Source organism: Rhodococcus sp. IEGM 1307 (genome assembly GCF_030056915.1).
In the GTDB taxonomy this organism is placed as follows: Bacteria; Actinomycetota; Actinomycetes; order Mycobacteriales; family Mycobacteriaceae; genus Rhodococcus_F; species Rhodococcus_F opacus_D.
Genome location: NZ_JASHKW010000020.1, coordinates 26,677 through 49,001, shown reverse-complemented (window position 1 = coordinate 49,001; position 22,325 = coordinate 26,677). Strand labels below are relative to the sequence as shown.

The 22,325-nt window shown below is 66.4% G+C and carries 22 protein-coding genes and 1 pseudogene; 7 read left to right on the top strand and 16 right to left on the bottom strand.

What is annotated here, in order from left to right:
- Positions 1–51: 51 nt before the first annotated feature.
- From QM841_RS31550 to QM841_RS31525, 6 genes are all read right to left on the bottom strand, one after another.
- On the bottom strand, positions 52–924 hold the full coding sequence (locus tag QM841_RS31550) for an alpha/beta fold hydrolase (RefSeq protein WP_283335005.1): 873 nt from the start codon (positions 922–924) through the stop codon (positions 52–54).
- A 36-nt stretch (positions 925–960) separates the two neighbouring features.
- Positions 961–1,914 (bottom strand): DODA-type extradiol aromatic ring-opening family dioxygenase, encoded by a 954-nt coding sequence (locus QM841_RS31545; RefSeq protein WP_283335004.1) that lies wholly within the window; start codon positions 1,912–1,914, stop codon positions 961–963.
- Positions 1,914–3,257, bottom strand: coding sequence for a M20 family metallopeptidase (locus QM841_RS31540; RefSeq protein ID WP_283335003.1), 1,344 nt, complete (start codon positions 3,255–3,257; stop codon positions 1,914–1,916). The genes QM841_RS31545 and QM841_RS31540 overlap by 1 nt, the downstream gene beginning before the upstream one ends.
- 125 nt (positions 3,258–3,382) lie before the next feature.
- Positions 3,383–4,699, bottom strand: coding sequence for a Rieske 2Fe-2S domain-containing protein (locus QM841_RS31535; RefSeq protein WP_283335002.1), 1,317 nt, complete (start codon positions 4,697–4,699; stop codon positions 3,383–3,385).
- A 95-nt stretch (positions 4,700–4,794) separates the two neighbouring features.
- On the bottom strand, positions 4,795–5,214 hold the full coding sequence (locus tag QM841_RS31530) for a hotdog family protein (RefSeq protein WP_283335001.1): 420 nt from the start codon (positions 5,212–5,214) through the stop codon (positions 4,795–4,797).
- A complete protein-coding gene (locus tag QM841_RS31525; protein ID WP_283335000.1) occupies positions 5,211–5,696 on the bottom strand; it encodes a hypothetical protein in 486 nt (161 codons plus the stop codon). The genes QM841_RS31530 and QM841_RS31525 overlap by 4 nt, the downstream gene beginning before the upstream one ends.
- Positions 5,697–5,797: 101 nt before the next feature.
- Between QM841_RS31525 and QM841_RS31520 the strand changes: the two genes are divergently transcribed.
- Positions 5,798–6,649, top strand: a complete 852-nt coding sequence (locus QM841_RS31520) for an alpha/beta fold hydrolase (protein ID WP_283334999.1) — start codon at positions 5,798–5,800, stop codon at positions 6,647–6,649.
- Positions 6,646–7,890, top strand: a complete 1,245-nt coding sequence (locus QM841_RS31515) for a multidrug effflux MFS transporter (protein ID WP_283334998.1) — start codon at positions 6,646–6,648, stop codon at positions 7,888–7,890. The genes QM841_RS31520 and QM841_RS31515 overlap by 4 nt, the downstream gene beginning before the upstream one ends.
- Here QM841_RS31515 and QM841_RS31510 read toward each other — a convergent pair.
- A complete protein-coding gene (locus tag QM841_RS31510; protein WP_283334997.1) occupies positions 7,853–8,596 on the bottom strand; it encodes an IclR family transcriptional regulator in 744 nt (247 codons plus the stop codon). The two genes, QM841_RS31515 and QM841_RS31510, sit on opposite strands and share 38 nt — an antisense overlap.
- A gap of 61 nt (positions 8,597–8,657) precedes the next feature.
- Positions 8,658–9,425 (bottom strand): IclR family transcriptional regulator, encoded by a 768-nt coding sequence (locus QM841_RS31505; RefSeq protein WP_283334996.1) that lies wholly within the window; start codon positions 9,423–9,425, stop codon positions 8,658–8,660.
- Positions 9,426–9,576: 151 nt separating this feature from the next.
- Here QM841_RS31505 and QM841_RS31500 point away from each other — a divergent pair, with 151 nt between their 5' ends.
- From QM841_RS31500 to dmpG, 3 genes are read left to right on the top strand one after another with little or no spacing between them, the layout of a single operon-like run.
- Positions 9,577–10,407: a 2-keto-4-pentenoate hydratase gene (locus QM841_RS31500; RefSeq protein WP_283334995.1), complete on the top strand. Its 831-nt coding sequence runs from the start codon at positions 9,577–9,579 to the stop codon at positions 10,405–10,407.
- A gap of 5 nt (positions 10,408–10,412) precedes the next feature.
- Positions 10,413–11,396: an acetaldehyde dehydrogenase (acetylating) gene (locus tag QM841_RS31495; RefSeq protein ID WP_283334994.1), complete on the top strand. Its 984-nt coding sequence runs from the start codon at positions 10,413–10,415 to the stop codon at positions 11,394–11,396.
- Positions 11,393–12,421: a 4-hydroxy-2-oxovalerate aldolase gene (gene dmpG, locus QM841_RS31490; RefSeq protein ID WP_283334993.1), complete on the top strand. Its 1,029-nt coding sequence runs from the start codon at positions 11,393–11,395 to the stop codon at positions 12,419–12,421. Before QM841_RS31495 ends, dmpG begins: the two co-directional genes overlap by 4 nt.
- Before the next feature lie 247 nt (positions 12,422–12,668).
- On the opposite strand, the pseudogene QM841_RS31485 reads toward dmpG, so the two are convergent.
- Positions 12,669–12,848: pseudogene (locus QM841_RS31485) on the bottom strand (MFS transporter); the annotation flags it as partial.
- On the opposite strand from QM841_RS31485, the gene QM841_RS43520 reads away from it, so the two are divergent.
- Positions 12,807–13,034, top strand: coding sequence for a three-helix bundle dimerization domain-containing protein (locus QM841_RS43520; RefSeq protein WP_411194590.1), 228 nt, complete (start codon positions 12,807–12,809; stop codon positions 13,032–13,034). The pseudogene QM841_RS31485 and the gene QM841_RS43520 sit on opposite strands and share 42 nt — an antisense overlap.
- 78 nt (positions 13,035–13,112) lie before the next feature.
- Here QM841_RS43520 and QM841_RS31480 read toward each other — a convergent pair whose 3' ends face one another.
- The 7 genes from QM841_RS31480 to QM841_RS31450 form a co-directional block, all read right to left on the bottom strand.
- Positions 13,113–13,814, bottom strand: a complete 702-nt coding sequence (locus QM841_RS31480; RefSeq protein ID WP_280780176.1) for an MspA family porin — start codon at positions 13,812–13,814, stop codon at positions 13,113–13,115.
- 267 nt (positions 13,815–14,081) lie between these two features.
- Complete coding sequence (locus QM841_RS31475) at positions 14,082–15,317, bottom strand: fatty acid desaturase family protein (RefSeq protein ID WP_283334992.1); 1,236 nt, start codon at positions 15,315–15,317, stop codon at positions 14,082–14,084.
- A 198-nt stretch (positions 15,318–15,515) separates the two neighbouring features.
- Positions 15,516–17,057, bottom strand: coding sequence for a bifunctional 3-(3-hydroxy-phenyl)propionate/3-hydroxycinnamic acid hydroxylase MhpA (gene mhpA / locus QM841_RS31470; RefSeq protein WP_283334991.1), 1,542 nt, complete (start codon positions 17,055–17,057; stop codon positions 15,516–15,518).
- Positions 17,054–17,410, bottom strand: a complete 357-nt coding sequence (locus QM841_RS31465) for a DoxX family protein (RefSeq protein WP_280780179.1) — start codon at positions 17,408–17,410, stop codon at positions 17,054–17,056. The genes mhpA and QM841_RS31465 overlap by 4 nt, the downstream gene beginning before the upstream one ends.
- On the bottom strand, positions 17,407–19,296 hold the full coding sequence (locus tag QM841_RS31460; RefSeq protein ID WP_283334990.1) for an acyl-CoA synthetase: 1,890 nt from the start codon (positions 19,294–19,296) through the stop codon (positions 17,407–17,409). The genes QM841_RS31465 and QM841_RS31460 overlap by 4 nt, the downstream gene beginning before the upstream one ends.
- A complete protein-coding gene (locus tag QM841_RS31455) occupies positions 19,293–20,231 on the bottom strand; it encodes a fumarylacetoacetate hydrolase family protein (protein ID WP_283334989.1) in 939 nt (312 codons plus the stop codon). The genes QM841_RS31460 and QM841_RS31455 overlap by 4 nt, the downstream gene beginning before the upstream one ends.
- The gene (locus QM841_RS31450) at positions 20,228–21,361 is read right to left on the bottom strand and encodes a VOC family protein (protein ID WP_283334988.1); all 1,134 of its coding nucleotides are present in this window, start codon (positions 21,359–21,361) and stop codon (positions 20,228–20,230) included. The genes QM841_RS31455 and QM841_RS31450 overlap by 4 nt, the downstream gene beginning before the upstream one ends.
- Positions 21,362–21,654: 293 nt before the next feature.
- On the opposite strand from QM841_RS31450, the gene QM841_RS31445 reads away from it, so the two are divergent.
- Positions 21,655–22,242 carry a hypothetical protein gene (locus QM841_RS31445; protein ID WP_280780183.1) on the top strand — a complete coding sequence of 196 codons (588 nt, stop codon included), beginning with the start codon at positions 21,655–21,657 and terminating at the stop codon, positions 22,240–22,242.
- Positions 22,243–22,325 lie beyond the last annotated feature (83 nt).

Below are 22,325 nucleotides of genomic sequence, written 5' to 3'. Positions count from 1 at the left end.
GCCGCGCTCGAGGACGCGGCCGGCTTCACGGTTTCGTGCTGTCGGCTCCGGTCAGACGACGCTCTTCACGCGCTCGGACGCCTTCGCCAGGAACTCCAGACTCAGCGGGTTGTACAGCGCCGCCTGCTCGTGCTGGGGCCAGTGGCCGCATTCCGGATACAGCTGCAGCTGCGCACCGGCGATGTCTGCGGCCATCTGCTCGGCCTCCGGCACGTCCCCGAAGGGGTTCTCGTGGCCCCATACGACCAATGTCGGTGCCTGGATGCGTGCGAGCCGATCGGGCCGTAGCAGGTTTCGCTGACGTGTGTCCATGTCCTGCAGCGACAGCAGGTTGCGAATGTTGGCGACGAAATCGGGCTGGTGGTAGATCCGGTGCCGGGCCTCCACCAGTTCCTCGGTGGCGTCGACCGGATCGTGCATCAGCAGGTGCAGCCGAGCCCGGGTCAGTTCGATGTCGTTGCTCTGGACGGCCTTGGTGGTCGAAGTGCGAATGCGCTGCATCACGTCGGGGTTTGCGACGGTGCCTCCGGCGGCGAGCAGTTGCAGCGACAGCACTCGCTCGGGCTGCTCACTTGCGAGGTACGCGGCAACCCAGCCGCCCAGCGATTCTCCGACGAGGTGGACCTTGTCCAGCCCGACCGCGTCGAGGTAGTTCACGAGATGGTCTACATAGCGGGGAATTTCGTACGGGTAGTCCGGTTTGCCCGTGTAGCCGTGGCCCAGCATGTCGATCGCGTGGCACTCGTAGTGCGGAGCATGTGCGGCGATGTTACGCGCGAAGGCTTCCAGGTGACCGCTGGTGCCGTGGAGGAAGATCACTGCCTCCTCGCCCGCGCCGGCCTGTAGCGACCGGGTGGGAACTCCGGCTGCGTCCACCGTCTTGACCGCGAAGTCGAGTCCGGCGAGTTCGTTCCAGATTGTCATGTGTGTGTCCTTTGTCGGGTGTGAAGGGTTGACGAGTCACGGCGCGAGCGGCCGAGTGGTGGGATCGAGGACGACGACGCCCATCCCCGTGAGCCATTCCGGCATGGGCTCGTAGGCAAGGCGTTCCGCGGGAACGTAGTTCACCATCGCGGCCATCATGAGCCAGGTGCGGAGTTCTTGCGCACCGTTACCTGCCTCGGTGTCGACCTCGTCGGTCGAGAACTCCGCGAGTTCGGCCGCCTTGCCGGTCTCGAAGAGATCGAGGATCCGGTCGTCGAACTGCGGTGAGATGGCCGCCTCGGCCGCGCGGATGATCTCCCGCCGGCGCACGTCGTAGTCCGACCAGTTCTCGCGACCGTCGAGCCAGGCCTGCACCATGAAGTCGTCGTCCTCACCGTGCGGATCACGCCAGTCCGGCCATGGCAGCCGGTGCGACAGACCACCGGACGCGATCACGACCACCCGCTTGTCCTCCGGATACGAGTCGAGCGCCGCGCGGAGCGCGTGTGCGAGCGCCTGACAGCGCCCGAAGGTCGGCAGCGGTGGTGCGAAGACATTGACGACCAGAGGCACGATGGGCACGTCGAGGTCCGCCAGCAGGTACTGGATGGCATGCGACTGCCCGTGGTCGATCTGCAGGCGGGCGGAGAATGCGAGATCGAACCGTCCGCTCTCCACCACCTGCGCGGCGAGGTGGCCGGCCAGGTGCGCGTCGACACGCTGCGGGCCCTTCGGGGTACCCGACTCGCCGCTCGCGATGCACTCGCCCACGCCGAGCGTGAAGGGCGGAACGAGATCGAGCCAGAACCCTCTGAAGTGATTCGACCCCAGCAGGATCACCACGTCGGGCCGCGCCGCGGCGATCCGCTCCCGCGCAGTGACCAGCGCCTCCCGGAAGCGTTCCGCCTCGGCTTTGTGTGTCGTTTCCTCCCAATGGGTGTTCATGAGGGTGCTGTGCGACGCACCCACCCCCAAGACGATCTCGGCCATCAGCCTGCTCCTACTTCCTCGAGTGTGCGGGTCGCCGTGTCGACGGCAACACGGATCAGGTATCGGGTCAGCTTCTCGGCCTCGGCCAGGTCGACGGTGTTCATGCCCATGGCGAAGTCCACCTCGAACGGTGCGTCCACGACCTTGGGCATGCCGACCCGGACAGTCGGGATTCCCCGGTTGCGCAGGATGTTCGCGTCCGTGGCGCCGCTGCCGTCGCGGACCGGGCGGTGCGGTTGACCCTCGACCGCCTCCCAGGCCGCTACGGCGCTGCGGCAGAGCCACATCCGCTCGTCGGACGACTCGCCCGGGATCGATAGGATCTGCTCCACGTCGATGCGGGCGTCCAGTTCGGTGGCTATCCGCCGCACAGCGTCGACCAGCTCGCGTTTGGCGGCGGTCGGTGTGGTCCGTGGGCTCAGGCGCAGATCCACCATCATCCGCACCTGAGCAGGGGTGAACGAGGCGGTCCGCTCGCACCCACCCCGGATGTTCGCGACCATGCCCTGGGGAAGCACCAGGCCGTTCCGGTGCGCCTGCGAGTACTGCGGGAACCATTGCTCCAGGCGTACTGCCACCTCGCCCGCCAGCGCGACGGGGTTGCGGTACGGCAGTCGGTGCCGGGATCCGACGTAAGTGTGGGTGCCGTGCACGGTGACCTCGAACCAGGCCAGGCCCACCTCCTCCCATGAGACCGTCCACCCGGGCTTGGCGATGAGCGCGAAATCTGCGCAGACTCCCTGTTCGAGGAGAAACGAACAGCCCACGCCCTGGCCGGTGTTGCGGCGCGGGTTTCCCACGCCCGGGCGAGGATTCGTCGGCATTCCGCCGGCCCCGAAAGCCGCGACCAGGTCACCGGTGAGCGGTATTCCCGCAGCATGCACTGCTTCGATCGCCGCCATTACGCAGGCGGCATGTCCCTTGGGATTCGACGCACCGAGGCCGATGACGTAGTCATCCTGGCTGTGGGCCCGCGGCGTCATGTCGGGACGGAGAGTCTCCGCCGCCCAGGGCAGGTCTTCCTCGCTGTTGCCACTGGTGACGGTGTCGATCGGGGCGTACAGCATGAGGTCCGGCCCCGACCCGTCACCGCGCAACCGTGCCCACGAGTTGGCTTGGCGGTCGTCGAGATCCATCGTGTGCGCTTCGATGCCGCTGGCCGTGAACGTCTCTGTGATGTGTTGTGCGAGTGGCGCTTCGTCGCCGGTCGGGCTGGCAATGTCCACCAGGCCGATGATCAACTCCCGCAATCGCTCACGATCGACCGTCGCCGACGCCTGTTCGGTCCAGGCGCGGCGCTGCTCGTCGAGGCCCGCGAGCGGGGTTGCGGTTGCGGCCGTCACGAGTTGATCCGGTGAACCTGGGTGTTGCTGCGTGCGGCGACGAAACGCCATGCCCTCGGCACGCCGGTGGCGAGCAGGACGCCGAACGTCACGCCGGTCAGAGTCTTGAACATCGAAATTCTCCTCTAGTCGGCGTCGGCCGCAGTGGGTGCGCTCGCCCCATTGGCCGACTCGGTGGATGTCGCCGGCTGCGCAGTCTTCCGCGCCGCGGAGGCACGGCGCTCACGAACCGGTCGATCGGATGTTGCCGGCGCGAAAGCGACTGCAGCCGCGATCTTCTCCCCATATTCCTCTTCGGCGAGATTGCGCCACGTTGTGAGCGAGACGTCGGGTCGGTACAGCTTCTCCGGCGGAGCGTCGGTGACGCGGACCATCCACTCGTCCTGGCCCGAGAACTGGCCGTGGAACAGCCACCGCACGGCACCGAGGTATTTGGCGTAGAAGCCGAGCCTCTTCATCCCGGTCTCGAAGTTGACCATGAGTCCCACGTACTGGTGGTGATCCTCGTCGACCGGAACATAGAACTCGTAGTGAATGAAGTTGGGATAGGCGATCCGCAGCACACCCGGCATCGACAACGAGGCGAAGCCCGGGAAGTTCTGGGCTGCGATCACCGGATTCACCTTCACGCCGGCGCCGACGTTGCCGATCTGCGAGATCTGGCTCTCGTCGGGCTTCTTCTTCCACCAGCGCTTGTTCGTCCACTTCCCGACGCCAGGAAATTCGGCCTCCCAGTAGACCTCGTCTTGGACCCGGTAGATCCACCGGCCTTCGGGGACGATGCTGGTGATGTTCCACGTCGGCATCGGCTTGAACAACCGCCACAACGCGGTGCGGTGCAGGTACTTCGCATGTCCTTCGTCGAATCCGTTCTCGCAGGCGAAGCGCCAATTGCCGCCCCGCGGTTGGATCCGGCCCCCGACGACGCCTTCGTTCTCGACGAGCTCACGGGGCAACTGCTCGTCGATCGACGGCACGGGCTCGTTGCCGATCGGGATGTACACCCAGACCAGGCCCAGGCGTTCTTCCACCGAGTAGGTCTGCACGGACAGTTTGCCGCAGATCTTCGAATCCGGCCCGTCGGTGATGACGGCGGCCAGTTTGCCGTCGGTGAGCCGGAACGTCCACCCGTGATAGGGACAGCTGACGGTCCCCGGGAACTGTTGATCGCCCTCCGACAGCGGGACGCCACGATGGGGGCAGCGGTCATGCAGTGCGTAGACCTTGCCCGCGTCGCGAATGAGCGCGAGCTTCTCGCCGCAGATGGTGTAGCTCGTCGGCTCACCTGTTACATGGTTCGCCCACGTCACCGGGTACCAGTATCCGCGGTAACCACTGCCTGCCTCGTTGTATCGAGGCCAGGCGGTCCAGTCCTGCCGACCGGCCGCGCGCGGCCTCTCCGGGAGAACCTGCGAGTTCTCCGGCGCCTCGACACCAGTCATGTGAAGTCCTCTCGAGATGAGATCAAGTGATGCAGGAGATCTTCCGATCGATCGCCCCGCACCTCAACAAATCCGGTTCGCTCAGCAGACCGGGTTCACCGTCGTGACGATCGAGGTGTCGTGGTGATCACCGCGCTGCCCTCAGCGCACAATGCCCCGTCGTCGGCGTGTTCGACGAGGGTGACCTCGATCCGGTCACCCTCGATCCGGGTGACGGTTCCGCTGACCGTCAGGACACACCCCACGGGGGCGGGCGCTCGGTTGCGCCACGTCACGGACGTCACCGCACCGACCTCGCCGGCCAGGCGGGCGGCGGCCCGGAAGAACAGCGTCCCCTGCAGCTGAGCCATCACCACCGGGTCGGGAAGGCCCTCGGCACGGGCGTAGTCGGTGTCGTAGTGAATGCGGTGTGCATTGTGGGTGGTTGCACCGAAACGTAGAATCTGGACCGGATCGCACTGCAGCGCAACCTGTTCGAGAGCATCGCCGACCATCCATCCGCCACTGGGCGTCATCGGACGATGAACCGTTCCGTGACAATTGCCAGCGTGACCGATCCCGTGACGCGGTAGGTCTTGGACACGGTGATCAGAAGGAACTCACCGCTATCACTGTCCTTCCAGTCGACACCGTTCACGGTGCGTGTGACCTCGATGGGCTCGCCGAGCGGAGGTGTCGAACAGAACTCGATGGTCTGTCCTCCCGCCAGCAGGCGCACGTCCAGCCCCGCCGTGCCGGGCACCTCATCGGCGAACATGCCGTCGGGGCGATACTCCTCGCTGTCGGCGCCGTCCGGTCCTCGCAGCATGCTGGGCAGGTACATCGGGTGGACCCGGAAGTCGTCTCGTCCGGAGTCGAGAAACCGAGGATCGCGTTCCGCCGACGCTCTCGCGAATGCCACGGACTCCGCTGCTCTCACCGCCCCGAGGCGGCGATGCGTGGTGGTCCCGATCATCCGGCACGCGCGTTCGAAGGCTGAATCTAGACCAGTTCGCATGGGCGAAAGCTAGATCCGGTGTGGCGGCATCACCACGGTCCCGGACCATCCAGCGGACCGCGATGCTTCCGCCGCCGCCGCCGATCGGGTCAGGTGTGGTCATGGCACATCCACCGAACAGTCTGTACGCCACCGCCGCGGGCGTGAAGTTCCATTACCACGACATGGGCGAGGGGTCTCCGACGATCTTCCTGCACGGCGGCGGCCCCGGCTGCACGGCGTGGTCCGACTTCGGACCCGTCGCACCACTCTTCGCCGACAATCGTCGAGCCGTGCTCGTCGACATCCTCCAGTACGGCAAGTCCGACAAGTGCACCATCAGCGGACCGATGTGGGACTTCCACGCAGCCAAGATGGTCGCCCTCCTCGACGAACTCGGCATCGCCCGAGCTGATTTCGTCTGCAATTCCTGGGGCGGGACGATCGCACTGAATCTCGCGGCGAAATACCCCGACCGGGTGCGTGCTCTGGTGATCACCGGAAGTATGCCGGTCTTCTACGGACCGCTCGCCCCATTGCCGGAGGACGGCCGACGCGGCCGCAACGCCCGGGACGTGTACTACGGCGGCGACGGTCCCACCCGCGAGAAGATGCGGCAACTCATCACTCGCCTCGAATGGTTCGACGGAGTCCAGCTGCCGGACGACACGCTCGAGATGCGGTACCGGCAAAGTCTCGATCCCGACGAGATGGCGCTGGCCGCGGCGTCGGACAATCCGCGTGGGGACTGGCAGGATCTGACGACCGAACTCGGGATGATCGAGGCACCGGTTCTGTTCGCGTGGGGAATGCACGACGCCTTCCTGACGCCGGACTATCCACTGATGCTGGCCCGAATGATCAAGCACGGCCACCTCTACATAATGGACCGCGCGTCCCACCACCTGCAGGAGGAACGTCCGCACGACTTCTACTCGCTCGTTACGGGATTCCTCGAACAGCGACACCCGTGACCACGAGCAGCACTTACTCGGAGCTGATACCCGCACCACCCGCCGGGATGAAACGCATCCAGCTCGTCCTCGTCCTCGGTGTGCTCACCGCACTGGGCCCGTTCACCGTGGACATGTATCTCCCGGCACTACCAGCCATCGCCGTCGACTTCGAGACCTCGGAGTCGACGGTGCAACTGACACTGACCGGAACGCTGATCGGTCTCGCTCTCGGACAACTGGTGATCGGCCCGGTCTCCGACCGCTACGGTCGGCGTCGCCCACTCCTGCTGGGCACGGCAGTCCATGTCGCCGCGTCCGTGGCGTGCTATTTCGCGCCGACCATCACGGTGCTCGGTGCGTTCCGGACTGTTCAGGGGGTGGGCGCCGCGGCGACTGCGGTCATCGCGACCGCCGTTGTCCGGGACCTCTTCTCGGGCCGCGCCGCTGCTGTCATGTTCTCCCATCTGATGCTGGTCATGGGTGTGGCCCCGATCCTGGCGCCGAGCATCGGCGGAATCCTCATGACCACCATGTCGTGGCACGGTGTGTTCCTCGTGCTGGCCGCGCTCGCGGCCCTGTTGATGCTGATCGGTGCCGTCGCATTGCCCGAAACGCTTCCGCCCTCGCACCGGAGCCGACGCGGACTTGCCCCTGCACTCCGGACCTACACCCGGCTCGTCCGCGACGGCCGCTTCATGACGCTCGTCCTCGTGTGTGGACTGGGCCGTGCGGTCCTGTGGGCGTATATCGCCGGATCCTCGTTTGTCATGCAGAGGGAGTTCGAACTGGATCCGACCGTGTACGGAATGGCATTCGCGGCCGGTGGCGTCGTCCTGATCGGGGCGGCCCAACTCAACGTACGGCTGCTGGACCGCTGGTCTCCCGTGCGGATCTGTATCGTCGCGCTCACCGTCAGCGTCGTCGTTGGAGTCATGTTCGTCGCCGTGGCTCTTCATGGCACTGTGGGATTCGCCGGATTCGCGGTGCCGGTGCTGGCCTTACTGTGTGCCACCGGATTCGTCATGCCGAATGCGCCGGCTCTGGCATTGACCCGGCACGGCGACGCGGCCGGGACCGCGGCGGCAATCGTCGGGTTCGCGCAGTTCGGTACGGCCGCCGTGGTGGCCCCGGTCGTCGGCGTCCTGGGGAACACCGCGCTCGCCGTGGCCGTCACGATGACCGGGTGCGCTGTCCTTGCCGTTCTCTCGCTCGGGTTCGGTGTCAGGCCGAACGCGCGACGCCACGGAGGGCACGACTGATGTTCGATCCCGCAGCCGTCAACGGCTTCGCCACCCGTCCGACATTCATCCGCGACGTCGTGGTGGTCACGCTTACCGCACCGACCACCATCGAACCGGTGAAGACGGGTACCGCGATACTGGTCATACCGATTCCGACCTCCTCGACCTCCAACGCGAAACCCTCTGTACGGACCCGATCGAGTTGCCGGCGAAGGCGGAGAGCCGAGGCAACGGTCCGAGTCGTCAGGGGGGCGAACCCACGAGCGACCACCTCGTCGAACACCCTCGATGGCGAGTACGCGAGAATTGCTTTACCGGTCGCCGTGGCCTCGATCGGCAAACGGCCGGCGATCCGAGATGGGAGCCGGGCGCTGCGGTGACCGGAGATCTTTTCCACGAACATGACGTCGAGGCCGTCCCGAATCGCCAGGTGCACCGTCTCGAGGGTGAGCGAGTGCAGGTCCTGCATGAACGGAACCGCGGCATCCCGGATGATGCGTTGCGTCGGGACCAGCTGGCCGAGTTCGAAGAGGCGCAGTCCCAGCCGGTAGTCGGTTCCGACCCGCTCCAGGAGCCCGATCTGGACCATCTCCCCGGCAAGTCGGTACACGGTCGCCTTCGCCACCCCGCTCCGACGTGAGAGCTCGGTCAACGACAGCGCTCCCGACTCTGCATCGAAGCTGTCGAGTAGCAGTCGCACTTTTCCCAGCAACGACGCGTTCATGTACATCCTCCGACAGGCGGGTCCACTCAGCGGACCAGCCAGTCGAGCATACCCCCGGCCTTCATTTCCGAAGCAGGCTTGATCGCCGCGCTAAGGTGGCTCCGATTTCTTCTGCGGCTGCGCGGACCGAGCTGGTGTGGTTGTCCGGCCGGAAGCGGTGGGACGGACCTGTCACGCTGATCGCGGCGACGACGTCCTCGCTCTCGCGGACGGGGGCGGCTACGCACACGATTCCGGTTGCGGATTCCTCGTATTCGTAGGCCATGCGCTCGGCGGCGATGCGGTCGAGTTGGGTGCGCAGCGGTCCGGGCAGGATGATGGTGCGCGGGGTGTAGCGGGGCAGTGGAGCGGAAAGCACCTGCTCCCGCAGCGCTTTGTCGGCGTGGGCGAGCAGTACCTTGCCGATTGCGGTGCAGTGCACCGGCATCCGGCCCCCGATCCTCGATGGTGCGCTGGCTTGCCGATGGCCGCCGATCTTCGACAGGTACACGACCTCCGTCCCGTCGAGGACGCCCAGGTGCACCGTTTCGTGGGTGCGGACATAGAGGTCCTCCATGAACGGGATCGCCACCTCGAGCAGGCTGCGCTCGACCGACGCGCGCATGCCCAGCTCGAACAGGGAGCCGCCGAGCCGGTAACCGGCATCTGTGCGGTCCAGCATCCGCACCGTCACCATGTCGGTGAGCACCCGGTGCAGCGTGCCCTTCGGGATGGACGTCCGGCGGACCAGTTCGGCCAGCGACAGGGTCGAGTCGTCGATGGTGAACGCGTGCAGCACCATCATGACCTTGCCCAGCACCGTCGTGCGGTCGAACTCCTGATCGGACACTGTCGGTTCCTCCCTTCCGCTGCCACCTGCGACGTTTGTCCACGATACCGGCGTGTGTTCGGCTCAGTGGAACGCACTGCTTGGCGGACCATCCCCCGGCGGCGACAGTGGAACCCACAGTCCATTCCCCACGATCACATCGGGACGTCAGATGAGCACACCTCAGGGCACCAGCCTGCCCCCCACGGCGCGAGCCTCCGCCGACGCGGTCGCCGCCGCCGCCGAGCGGTTGAGCACCGCCGCCGCTACTTCCACGCCGTGCACCCCGGTCCGCAACCTGATCGGTACCGACGACGTCGCCGCCGCGTACGCCGTCCAGGAACGGAACGTCGCCGACCGGATCGCCGCCGGAGCGAGTGTCGTCGGCCGCAAGATCGGCCTGACCTCCCCGGCGGTCCAGCAGCAGCTCGGCGTCGACCAACCGGACTTCGGGGTGCTGCTCGACGACATGCACTGCCAGGAGGCCGGCCCGATTCCGCTGTCGCGGCTGCTGCAGCCGAAGGTGGAGGCGGAGATCGCGTTCGTCCTCGCACACGATCTGGTGGACGGGCCGCTCGACGACGCCCAGATCCGCGGCGCCGTCGACTACGCGGTGGCCGCCCTCGAGATCGTCGACAGCCGAATCGCCGGGTGGGACATCACCTTCGGAGACACCGTCGCCGACAACGGGTCGAGCGGACTGTTCGTCCTCGGCGCCGACCGGCGCACCCTCGACTCCGTCGACCCGGTCGCCGCGCAGATGCAGATGTTCATCGACGACACCGAGGTGTCGACCGGAACCGGCGCCGCCTGCCTCGGTGACCCGTTGCGGGCGCTGGCCTGGCTCGCACGCACCGCACGCGAGTTCGGTCAACCACTGCGCGCCGGGCAGGTGATCTTGTCCGGCGCCCTCGGGCCGATGGCCGTCATCGACACCGCCGGCACCGTCCGCGCCGACATCACCGGTCTCGGATCGGTCACCGCCACCTTCACCCAGGAGTGAGCATCATGAGCGTAAACACCCGTAAGGTCACCGTCGCGGTGATCGGATCCGGCAACATCGGCACCGACCTGATGATCAAGGTGATCCGCCACTCCGACGTCCTGCAGATGGGCGCGATGGTCGGCATCGACCCCGACTCCGACGGGCTCGCCCGCGCCCGCCGCCTCGGCGTCCCCACCACCGCCGGCGGCGTCCAAGGCCTCCTTCAGTTGCCGAACTTCGACGAGATCGACGTGATCTTCGACGCCACCTCCGCCAAGGCACACGCCGCCAACGCCGCCCTGCTCGAACCGCTCGGCAAACGGCTGATCGACCTCACCCCGGCCGCCCTCGGCCCGTTCGTGGTGCCGGCGGTCAACCTCGACGAACACCGGGACGCCACCAACGTCAACATGGTCACCTGCGGCGGTCAGGCCACCATCCCGATCGTCGCCGCCGTCTCCCGCGTGACACCGGTCGCCTACGCCGAAATCGTCGCCTCCATCGCCTCGAAGTCCGCCGGACCGGGCACCCGCGCGAACATCGACGAGTTCACCGAAACCACCTCCCACGCCATCGAAACCGTCGGCGGCGCCCGCCGCGGCAAGGCCATCATCATCCTCAACCCGGCCGACCCGCCGCTGATCATGCGCGATACCGTCCTGTGCCTGATCTCCGCCCCCCACCCGGCCACCCACGACAAGGTCCGCGACTCGATCCAGACGATGGTCGACCACGTCGCGACCTACGTGCCCGGCTACCGACTCAAGCAACAGGTCCAGATCACCCCGGTCCCGGACGGCCAACCCGTGCACACCCTGCTCGCCTCCGGCGACACGGCCGCCCCCACCCACCAGGTGACGGTGTTCCTCGAAGTCGAAGGCGCCGCCCACTACCTGCCCGCCTACGCCGGAAACCTCGACATCATGACCTCGGCCGCAGTGCGCTACGCCGAGTCCGTCGCCGACACGATCGCCGCCCCGACGGCAACCCAGGGAGCCACCCGATGACCACCAGGCTGTTCATCCAAGACGTCACCCTCCGCGACGGCATGCACGCCGTCCGCCACCGCATCACCCCCGACGACGTCGGCAAGATCGTGGCCGCGCTCGACGCCGCCGGTGTCGACGGCATCGAGGTCGCCCACGGCGACGGACTCGCCGGCGGCTCGCTGAACTACGGCCCCGGCAGCAACACCGACTGGGAATGGATCGAAGCCGCCTCCGCCAACCTCACCCACGCCCGGCTGACCACCCTGCTGCTGCCCGGCATCGGCACCATCGCCGAACTCGAACACGCCTACCGACTGGGCGTGCGGTCCGTCCGCGTAGCGACTCATTGCACCGAAGCGGACGTCGCCGCCCAACACATCGGAAAAGCCCGGGAACTCGGCATGGACGTCTCCGGCTTCCTCATGATGAGCCACATGACCACCGCACCCGAGCTCGCCGCCCAGGCCAAGCTCATGGAGTCCTACGGCGCGCACTGCGTCTACGTCACCGACTCCGGCGGCCGGTTGACCATGGACGGCGTCCGCGACCGGGTCCGCGCCTACCGGGACGTGCTCGACGAGGCCACCGAGATCGGCATCCACGCCCACGAGAACCTGTCACTGTCGGTCGCCAATTCCGTCGTCGCCGTCGAAGAGGGTGTCACCCGGGTCGACGCCTCACTGGCCGGGCACGGCGCCGGCGCCGGCAACTGCCCGATCGAACCGTTCATCGCGGTCGCGGACCTGCAGGGCTGGAAGCACAACAGCGACCTGTTCGCCCTCCAGGACGCCGCCGACGACCTCGTCCGGCCGCTCCAGGACCGGCCCGTGCGCGTCGACCGGGAAACCCTCACCCTCGGCTACGCCGGCGTGTACTCGTCCTTCCTCCGGCACGCCGAAGCCGCATCCCAGCGATACGGCATCGACGTGCGCACCATCCTCCTCGAAGTCGGCCGCCGCGGCCTCGTCGGCGGACAGGAAGACCTCATCGTCGACATCGCCCTCGACCTGCTCGCCACGAACCCTGAGCCCGCAGCGAGCTGAGTCCGGCTGCAGAGGAACGGAATTCGGACCACCGACACTCAGTGAGCCGCCCGAGTGCACGAGCATGCAACGGCGACGCCAGGGTGCGTGCCATGTCGTCAGAACGGGTACGCGGGCATCGCGCTCTGCTCGGTGACCCTCGTCGAGCCAGGACTGCCACAAACGTTCTGGAAACGCGGTTCGGTTGCGGCGCAACGATGAGGGCGAGCTGGCCGATCGACCGAGTGGAGTGGGGGAGAGAGCAATGTCAGCCTCTCGCGAGCGCCAGCCAGGTCGAGATCGCCGCCCCACCGGTCAGCACGAAGACGGCGTCGGCGCCGGCGGTGAGCGGGATGAAGACTTGTCCGAGTCGATTGCCGGTCAGGCGGAGGGAGAGCGCGGAGGCGTGGTTCGGGGGCGGGACCAGTCCCGCAACCCAGGTCATCGTGAACTCCACGTCACCAGGGTCATCGATCGCCTGGAGACGCGTCACCCGGACATCTCCCGGGAGGCCATCGAAGAGGTCGTGCGCTCCGCGCACAGCCACTTCGCGGACCGGAAGGTATGCGGCTTCGTGCCCCTTCTCGTCGAGCGGGCTGCCCGCGAGAAGATCCAGGAACTGGTGACGTCGTAGGCGTGGTCGCGTCGGGTCGCCATCCACGATCGAGATGGCGACCCGACGTGTTTCACCGAAACCTGTTCGTGTTCTCTCTCAGTTGAGCTTCTGCGGCACACCGTAGGTCATAACGGTGTCGCCGTTGGCTGTGACGGCCTTCGCATACGGCCGGATGGTGACCGGTCCGATCGCTCCGGAGATGGAACCGTGAACGCCCTGCATCCGCACCAGCGCCTCGGGTCCGTCGAACTCCTGACCCTCGAGCAGCGGGACCTCGGTGATACCGCCCGGCTCCAGGTCGATGTCCAGTTCCTGCGACGGGATGATGTCACCCGCCAGCTCCACGTTGGTCCCCGCGCTCAGATCCAGCGTGAAGTCGGGGATAAGCCCCAGGTCGATGCCGGTGTCCGACCCGATCGCGAACCCCAGGCCGGGCGAATTGAGGACGATGGTCGCACCTGCCAGCGCAACCGGGTAGCCGATCTGGTATCCGACGGTCAGTTGTGTGCCCTCGAATTCCGCGGCGTCGGGGCCGCTGATGTTCACCCCGGCGTATCCGTTGTGGAAGAACTCGACGCTGGTCGGTACGCCGTCGAGCGGCGGAACGACCTGATACTGCGTGTCGCCCTGCAGGACCTCGATGCGGTTGCCGTCCGCGTCGATGACGGAACTGGAGTTGTCGACACCGGCCGCGGCGGTGCCGTTACCCATCACCATGGCAAGTACGGCGATACCTGCGACCGCCGCCAGGCGGGTGAAGGATCTGTGTCCGGGTGGAGCTGTGCTGATGTTCGTCATGCCGATCCCCATTCAGTACGTACTGCAACCGATACGAAAAAGCATGCGAAGCGTAACCATTCAAGCCCCTCGCCGTCTTCGTGTTGTTCAGAAGTTCACGAGCGTTTCGTGCGGGTCCGCCACCGCTGACCTGGTTGTTCGTGGCACGATGGGCCGGTCGACGACGGCGAGCGTGCGGGGCAGGTCAGTCGTAGCGCGCGCCGGGCGTTCGACCACCGAGACTCCCGAGAACGTTCACCCAGCGCAGCAGCCCGGAATAGCTGCTGATCAGCGCATTCCGAGGATTCGGCGGACGGGACCGCGTTTGCGCGTCTTCGTGATCGTCGTCGCCAGGCCGATGCGGCGGCCGGTGAGTGGATCGGTGGCGGGAGGACCGCCGAACCCGGATTCGGACGCGGTCTCTGGTGCGGCGTCGCGGGTGTCGGTGAGGTACTTGTCGGGAAGCGAGAGTTTCGCGATGGTCCGCCACGACTTCCAGTACTGCACCGCGAGCGGGCCGGTCGTGTACGGCAGGTCGTACTTGTCACATAGCTGCTTCACGCGGATCGAGATCTCGTGGTAGCGGTTGGAGGGCAGGTCCGGGAAAATATGGTGCTCGATCTGGTAGCTCAGGTTGCCGGTCATGAAGTCCATGACGGGGCCGCCCGAGATGTTGGCGGAACCGAGCATCTGCCGCAGGTACCACTGGGCGTGCGTCTCGTTGTCGACGTCGGTCTTGGTGAATTTCTCGGCGCCGTCCGGGAAGTGGCCGCAGAAGATTACGGCGTTGGTCCACAGGTTGCGGACGAGGTTGGCGGTCGCGTTCGCCTTTGCGGTGGACTTCCATGCCTTGCCCGTCAGTGCCGGGTACACGACATAGTCCTTGAGTGTCTGCCTGCCGAGCTTGGCGAGCACTTCCTTGCCGCGCGTCTTGGTGAGTTCACGGTCGTCCCGGCCTCGGGTCACTTTGCCCAGTTCGAGCAATTGGATGGCGAGGCCGTATTGGAACAGCGCCGCGAGAATCGCGTTGTAGGCGAGGTTGCCGAGGTAGAAGGGCTTCCAGCGCTGGTCACGGGTGACGCGGAGCAGGCCGAAGCCCACGTCGTCGTCCATGCCGAGGACGTTGGTGTATTTGTGGTGCGCGTAGTTGTGGGTGATCTTCCAGTGCGCCGACGGATCGGCGTTGTCCCATTCCCAGTTCACGGAGTGCACCTCGGGATCGTTCATCCAGTCCCATTGCCCGTGCATCACGTTGTGCCCGAGCTCCATGTTCTCGATGATCTTCGACAACGAGAGCATCCCGGTGCCCAGCACCCACAGCGAGCGCTTGCGGGAACCGAAGAGCACCGCCCGGCCGCCGAGTTCCAGGCCGCGTTGCAGCCGGATGGTGTTGCGGAGGTACCGGGCGTCGCGTGCACCGCGGGATTCCTCGATGTCTCGTCGGATCGCATCCAGGTCGCGGCCGATGGCCTCGACGTCGGCGCGTGTCAGGTGTGCATATTCCTCGATGTCCGATATCGCCATGCACCTACGGTACCGTAGGTTACGGTCCCGTAGGTTACGGGCGAGTATTTTATGATGCGAATCACTTCGACTGGTACGCAGCGATTTTCGATGTCGAGTGGCGGACTGGGTGAGTTGTTACCGCGCTCTCGGGCTGCGGCGACGACCGACCGCACCGTCCTGCAGGACAGTGGGGACGGTCGTATCGCTGTTAGGGGGTCACTGGGTGAGGAAGGTGGGCGTGCGGTGGGTGTGGAAGCGGGGGAGGGCGGGGCAGAGGGCGGACAGGTCGTTGCCGCTACTGAGGACGGTACCGTCGGGCCGGATGATGGCGGCGCGGGCGCGGGCGCGGCGTAGCCAGCGGTGCAGATCGGTGCCGGGTCGAGCCAGCAGGACTGTGCCACCGCGTTGTTCGATGTCGGTGCGTTGTGTCGGGGTCGGGGAGAGGGAGGTGACGACCGCGAACCGGCCGCCGACGACCTCGGCGAATCGGCGACCCTGGTCGAGGTCCGGATTCGGGATCAGGCGGCCCGCTCGGCTTCTGCGCAGTCGAGGTCGTTCTATCAGAGTGGAGCGGTGAAGGGCCGGGGTTTCGCCGTCCATGATCTTGTCGCCGAGACCCGGGATGCGGTGCAGCAGTGGTACGACGATGCGACGGATGAGGTTACCGAGTTCGCCGCCTTCGGTCATGGCCATTCCGATCAGCTTGGCGCGCCGGATCAGTGCGAGCGCGTGGGGCTTGCGTTCGATCTCGTAGGTGTCGAGTGCGCTTTCGGGCAGATCTCCGGTGAGTACGCCGGCAAGTTTCCAGGCGAGGTTCATCGCGTCGCGGATCCCGGCGCCCATCCCCTGTCCGATGAACGGGGGTGTGAGATGGGCGGCGTCGCCGAGTAGGAACACGCGCCGGTTGCGCCATCGGTCCGCGATTTGGGCTCGAAAGGTGTACTCGGCCACGCGGACAAGTGTCAATTCGTCGACCGGTGTGTTCCGTGTCCACGGCGAGATGAGGGGTTGCAGTCGAGCCATGTCGCGATAGTCGTCGGCGGTCTCGCCGGGTTCGAGCCGGAACTCCCAGCGGTAGCGAGTGTGTCCGATGCGCATGTATGTTGCCGCGCGCACCGGGTCGCACACCTGGTGGGCGCCCTCCCACACGCCGAGGTCGGCGGTGGTCGCGACGTCGACAACCAACCAGCGTTGGTCGAATTTCAGGTCCCGCATCGTTGCCTGAATCTGGTTTCTGACCAGGCTGTTGGCGCCGTCGCAGCCGAGGACGTATCTGGCCTGCACCGATTCCTGCACACCGGTGTTTCGGTCGGTGAAGTCGACGCGAACGCTGTCGGTCGTGTCGTCGGCCAGCCCGGTGACCTCTACGTTGCCGCGCACGGACGCCTTCGGGTGCCGTGTCAGGTTGGCGCGCAGGATCTCCTCGAACTGCGGCTGGTCGAACATGTTGGCCTCAGGGTAGCCGTGGACGCCCGGACCGGGGTCTCGGTGGAACTCGGTGAGAACGCGCATGTTCCGGTCGACAAGTCGCAACCCGAGGCACGGCCGGGAGATCGCCGCGAACTCTTCGGCGATCCCGAGGTGCGCCACTATCCGGTGGATCTCACCGTCGAGGTGGACTGCCCGCGGCTGCGCGTAGACGCCCTCCCAGCGCTCCAGTAGCAGGCACTCGACACCGTACTGAGCCAGCAGCGTGGCGGCGGTCAGTCCGGTGGGTCCGGCACCGACGATGACGACTGGGACGACCCGTTCGCTCATCGGATCGATCCGAACAGGACTACGAGGTAGGCCACGATCGCTACGCCGACGACGATGGCGGGTGCCATCTCACGCAGTCCGTCACCGTTCCGTACGTGTGTGACGACGGCACCTACCATCAGGAGCAGCAGCCCGATGCCGGCGGCTGCGCCGAGCGCCGGCACGAGTCCGCCGATCACGAGACCGACGGCACCGGCGACCTCGAGCGCACCGATGCCCCGATACGTGCTGACGGGCATACCGACGTGGGCTGCCCGTTCCCGCATCGGCGCGGTTGCCGCTATCTTGCCGACGCCGAGCAGGAGGTAGAAGACTGCGAGGCAGAGTGCCAGAACTAGTGATGCGGTGGTCATGTGCGCACCGTGACCTTCCAATTGATCGCATATCGGTTCAAGATCGCCTTGACCGCCGGTTCGCTGGCAGTTCCGTCGATCTCGACGGTGGCAAGGATCGAACCGTCCTGGACGGACGCCTGGATGCTGCCGATGCCTGCGAGGGTGGCGAGGGCATGCTCGAGCTCGCGCCGTGTCGCGTCGGCGCGCAGAGCGAGTTTGTAGAGCTTGCCTACCGCCGTGACGGGCAACGCCGGGAGGATGGTGACCGCCTTGGGTGCCGCGGCCCGTTCGGGAACGCGCTCGCCCGCCCAGGCTTGCAGCTCGTGCGCGGTGACACCGGCGTCTGCGACGACGGTGACGTAGGCAACGGGCACTTCGCCGGCGTGGGCATCGGGGCGTCCCACCGCGCTGACCGCGGTGACCTGTGGATGGGCCAGAAGGGCGTCTTCGATGACCGCTGGATCAATGTTGTGCCCGCCCCGGATGATGATGTCCTTCGCGCGTCCGACCAGGTAGAGGAAACCGTCGCTGTCGATGCGCGCCAGGTCGCCGGTGTCGAGCCAGCCGTCGACCAGTTTGCCCATGCCGTCGAGAACGGGTCCGTGTTCGTCGTGGCCGGAAACATAGCCGGCGAACACCGTCGGACCGCTGATCGCCAGCACTCCGGTGGCTCCGGTGGGCAGGTCGTCCCAGGCGCCGTCTTCACGGACGCGTACCACCTTGACCTGCTGATAGGGCATCCGTAGCCCGACCGAGCCAGGTCGTGGTGCATCGGGAAAGCTGCGTGCACTCGCGCAGGTTGCCTCCGTCAGTCCGTAGCCTTGGAGCAGGGGCACACCCGTGTGGTCCTGGAACTTCGTGGCAACCGCGGTCGGCAGAGGCGACGCTCCCACCATGGCGAAGCGCAGACTACTGATGTCGGCATCGACCGGGCGCTGCGCGAAGGCCGCGTAGACGGTGGGCACCGCGCTCATCGACGCGATGCGGTAGTGCTCGACGATCTTCCAGAATTCGCTGGCCAGTGCCGGGTCGCGATAGCCGAGCGGGCCTGCCCACACCACACCCTGGCCCTTGAACAGCGGCGCCAGCAGCGTGACCATCAAGGCGTTGACATGGAACAGCGGCAGGGCGGCGAATACGACGGAGTCCGAGTCCCACGACGAGTTCGCGGCCAGCATCCAGGCATCGGCGACCTCGTTTTCCTGGGTGTGGGCGGCCAGCTTCGGAACACCGGTGGTACCACCGGTGTGAAACAGTGCGGCCACGTCGCACCCGCCAGGAGGATCACCGATGAAGTCGGAGGAATCGATATCGGCCGCCAGCGCACTGAGATAGCCGATCCGCACTCCGTCGACCTCGGGCAGGTCCGCAGGCGCGCCGGCGGCGCCGGTGGGCCGCAAGGCCAACACGGCATCCACCCTCCCGCTCACGGCAATCTGGTGCGCGGCCTCCCATGTCTCGGGCGCAAGTTCCGGTCCAGCCGCGACGAGTACCCGGGCACCTGAGCGGCGCAACAATTCAGCGATGTGCTGCTGCGACTGCGCGGCGTTGATGGGAGAAGCGATGCCGGCAAGCTGCGCGGCGAGAGTCGCGGGGATCAACTCGGCGCAGTTGGGCGCCATCACGGCGACCGCGTCCCGGCGCCGCACGCCCAGACGATGGAGCAGGTTCGCGTAACGATGAACATCGTCGAGTAGTTCGGAGAAACTGCGCTGCACCGGCTCCCGCCACCGTGCACCGTCGGGGAGGACGGTGAGCGCGAGCCGATCCGGCCACATGCGGGCCGCTCGGGTGAGTAACGCATAGGTGGACTCCGGAAGCCCCCGATCGCGCAGCGGCACGGCCTCGATCGTCGCGAGATCCGTGGGCGCCGCGTAATGCGGCCACAGCAGGTCGGTGGTCATCGGGCGTACCTCACCACCGTGCGCTGGCGCCCCAAGTCGATGGTCCCGTCGTCTGTGAAGACGGTGGCTTCGATGAGGTCTCCATCCTGCAGATAGTTCGAATTCTTGGCCTGGCTCGCGAAGAAGAGCTTCCATTTGACTGCGGGCGGTAGCAGGGAGGAGAGGATTGCGATCGGCTTCGGTGGGGCGCTCAGTGCCGTCCCGACCGGCGTTCCGGTGAGTAGCAAGTCCCCGGCATCGAGGCGCTGAAACCGGGTCAGCGCCTGCAAAGTCTCGGTCGGTTGGTAGATCATGTCGGCAACGGTCATGTTCTGGCGCGGCTTGCCGTTGACCCAGAGCCGCAGACGCAGGTCGGTGAACCGCTTCAGTTCGTCGCCGTCCAGCAGTACCAGCGCGGGGCCGACCGGGGTGAACGTCGGGTATGACTTGCCTTCGTAGAACTGCGTTTTCGGAAGCTGAATGTCGCGCGCGGAGATGTCGTTGGTGACGACCAGCCCGGCAACGTAATCGGCGAGATTGTCTGCGGTGATCGCCGACCCGACCGGGATGTCGCGGGCGAGGACGAGCCCGATCTCCACCTCGTAGTCCAGTAGCCGGACATGGGCAGGACGGATCACGTCGTCGTTGGGGCCGCTGATCGATCCGGAGGTCTTTCGGAAGAAGGTCAACGGAATGGTGTCGGGGTTCATCCCGGAGTCCTCGACGTGCGAGGCGAAGTTCGTCATCTGTGCGACCACCCGGCAGGGGGCGGTGACCGGGGAGAGCAACGAGAGGGTCTCGACGGGCACGGCGCCCTTGCTGGACGCCGCGGCCTCGACGGCTGGTCGGTCGGCCAGCAGTTGGGCGGTGGTGGTGGCCTCGGTGTCTACCCGTGCGGCGCCCGTGGGTGTGTCGACCCACCAGGCGTCGGCGGTGCGGAGGACGGAGATGGTCATGAGCTGGCAACTTTCAGAAGGCCGCGGAGGCGGTGGAGGTCGAATTCGTTGTCGGCGCGCAGCGCGTTGGCAATGGCGCGCAGTTCCTGGAGTGATTCCCGACCGGGGTTCAATCCGAGGAAGTCTTTGGTGGCGGGCGGCCCCCACTGGGCCAGTCCGGACGCGGTCATCGGTGCCCAGCCCGCGTCGAGCGTGCTGTCGAAGAGATCGCCGTCGCTGAAGTGCTCGACCATGAATCCGTCGGGGTCGCGCCAGTAGTCGAAGATTTGGCTGCCCTGGATGTGTCGGCCGATGCCCCAGGACCGGCGGTAGCCCCGGTCGAGGAGGTATTCGCCTCCGGCGGCGAGGCAGTCGAGGTCGGCGACCTGATATGCCGAATGCACATAGCGGTTGGCCGGGCCGAGGACCATCGCGAGGGTGTGATGGTCGGTGGGCGTGGCGCCCCGGTCGCAGCGGATGAAGCTCATGGCCGGGCCCCGGGCCCGTTGCCCGGGGTAGTAGAGGAAGTCGCTGACGATCAGTCCGAGGTGCTCGAGATACCAGTTGAGCGTTTCGAGGTACCTGGTCGTCTGGAGCACGACGTGCCCTAGTCGTTGCACAGTGGCCGGCGCGCGGGGTGGCCGCTGGGTGGCGTTCACCCGGCCGCCGTCGTGTCCGAAGTTCAGTGGGAGCGGAGCCTGGGCGGGCAGCGCCGGCAACTCGAACGTGTCGGACACAACGCGGACTCCCAGAGCGCTGGGATCCGTGAGATCGACCGTGATCCCGCCCAGACTCTCGGGTAGGGGCACGACCGCACCTCCGACCGCGTCCGCCAGTCGCAGCACGTCGGTCGCGTCGGCCGCCCGGAAGGCGGGACCGACGAACCGCGACCGTGGGCCTCGGCGGATGAGCACGCAGGGCGAACCGGGGTCTGTCCCGCGCAACTGCAGTTCGTGTGCGGTGCGGAACGCCGTCGTAAAACCGAAGGCATGGGCGAACGCCTCCGCCCGCTCGAGGTCGGGCTTCTCGAACTCCAGCCACGCGAGGTCATGCACTTTGATGATCGGCTCGGCGGCCCGCCCCCGGTGTTCGCCCTCCAGGGCGCCCTGCTCACTGTGCAGACCGGTATGCGGGTCATGGTGGACACTCATTGACCACTCCCTTCGATTTATGACGATATCGTCACTTACGACCATATCGTCAGTCAAGAGTATTTGAGGAATTCGTCAATATTGATGACGGGCGCTAGGGTGGGGCGAGGTCACGCGGATCAGGAGATGAGCGCGCAGGCCTGATCGAGCAGGTCGCCGAGCCACTGAAGCGCCTGGAACCGCGCGCGGCGCGAACCACTTCCGGGCCGAGGAGGAGCTCTTTCACGCGGTAGTGGAGGAGGCCCTCGACGGCCACGGGCAGACGCGTCGTCGACGGGATACGAATGGCTGGAATGGGATTGGTGCAAGGGTTGCTCGGACAAGACAGATTCGAACCGATTCGCGTCGTGACTGAAGTGACTGGCGGGGCCGGCGAGACGAATCGGGAAGAGATTCCCGTGGAGCATGTCGTCGCGCTCCTGCGAGAGCGTGTGTACGGCGCGATGACGTGTTTGGCGACGCTCGCCGTCCTCGTCCGCTATACGGCTCCCGAGACGAGCCCATGGGCGCGGGTCATGGATGTCGCGGTGGCCACCGGCGGGCTCTGGGCGGCGAGCCTGCTGGCCGACTGGGTAGCACACCTCGGCGCGTACCACCGTGCTCCGCGCGGACGGGCAGCGCTGCGGATGCTCCAGGCGTCCGGCCAGATCGTGGAGGCCGCGGTCTTGCCCCTGCTGGCATTGGTCGCAGCCGCCTTCGGACTACTGAGCACATCCACAGCGATGTGGATAGCGATGTGGATCCTCGTAGTCGAGCTTGGCGTCATTGCTCTACTCGCCGTGCGAATGGCCCAATTACGTTGGTGGCAACAGCTGTTCACCGTCACAGGATTGGTCGGTGTGGGCGTTCTCGTGGTCGGGATCAAGATCCTCGGCCATTAGGCTGGATCGATGTGGCGACTGCTCGCGGAGTGGAGCAATCGCCGAGTTTGAGGAATTCGTCAATATTGATGACGCGCGGGTAG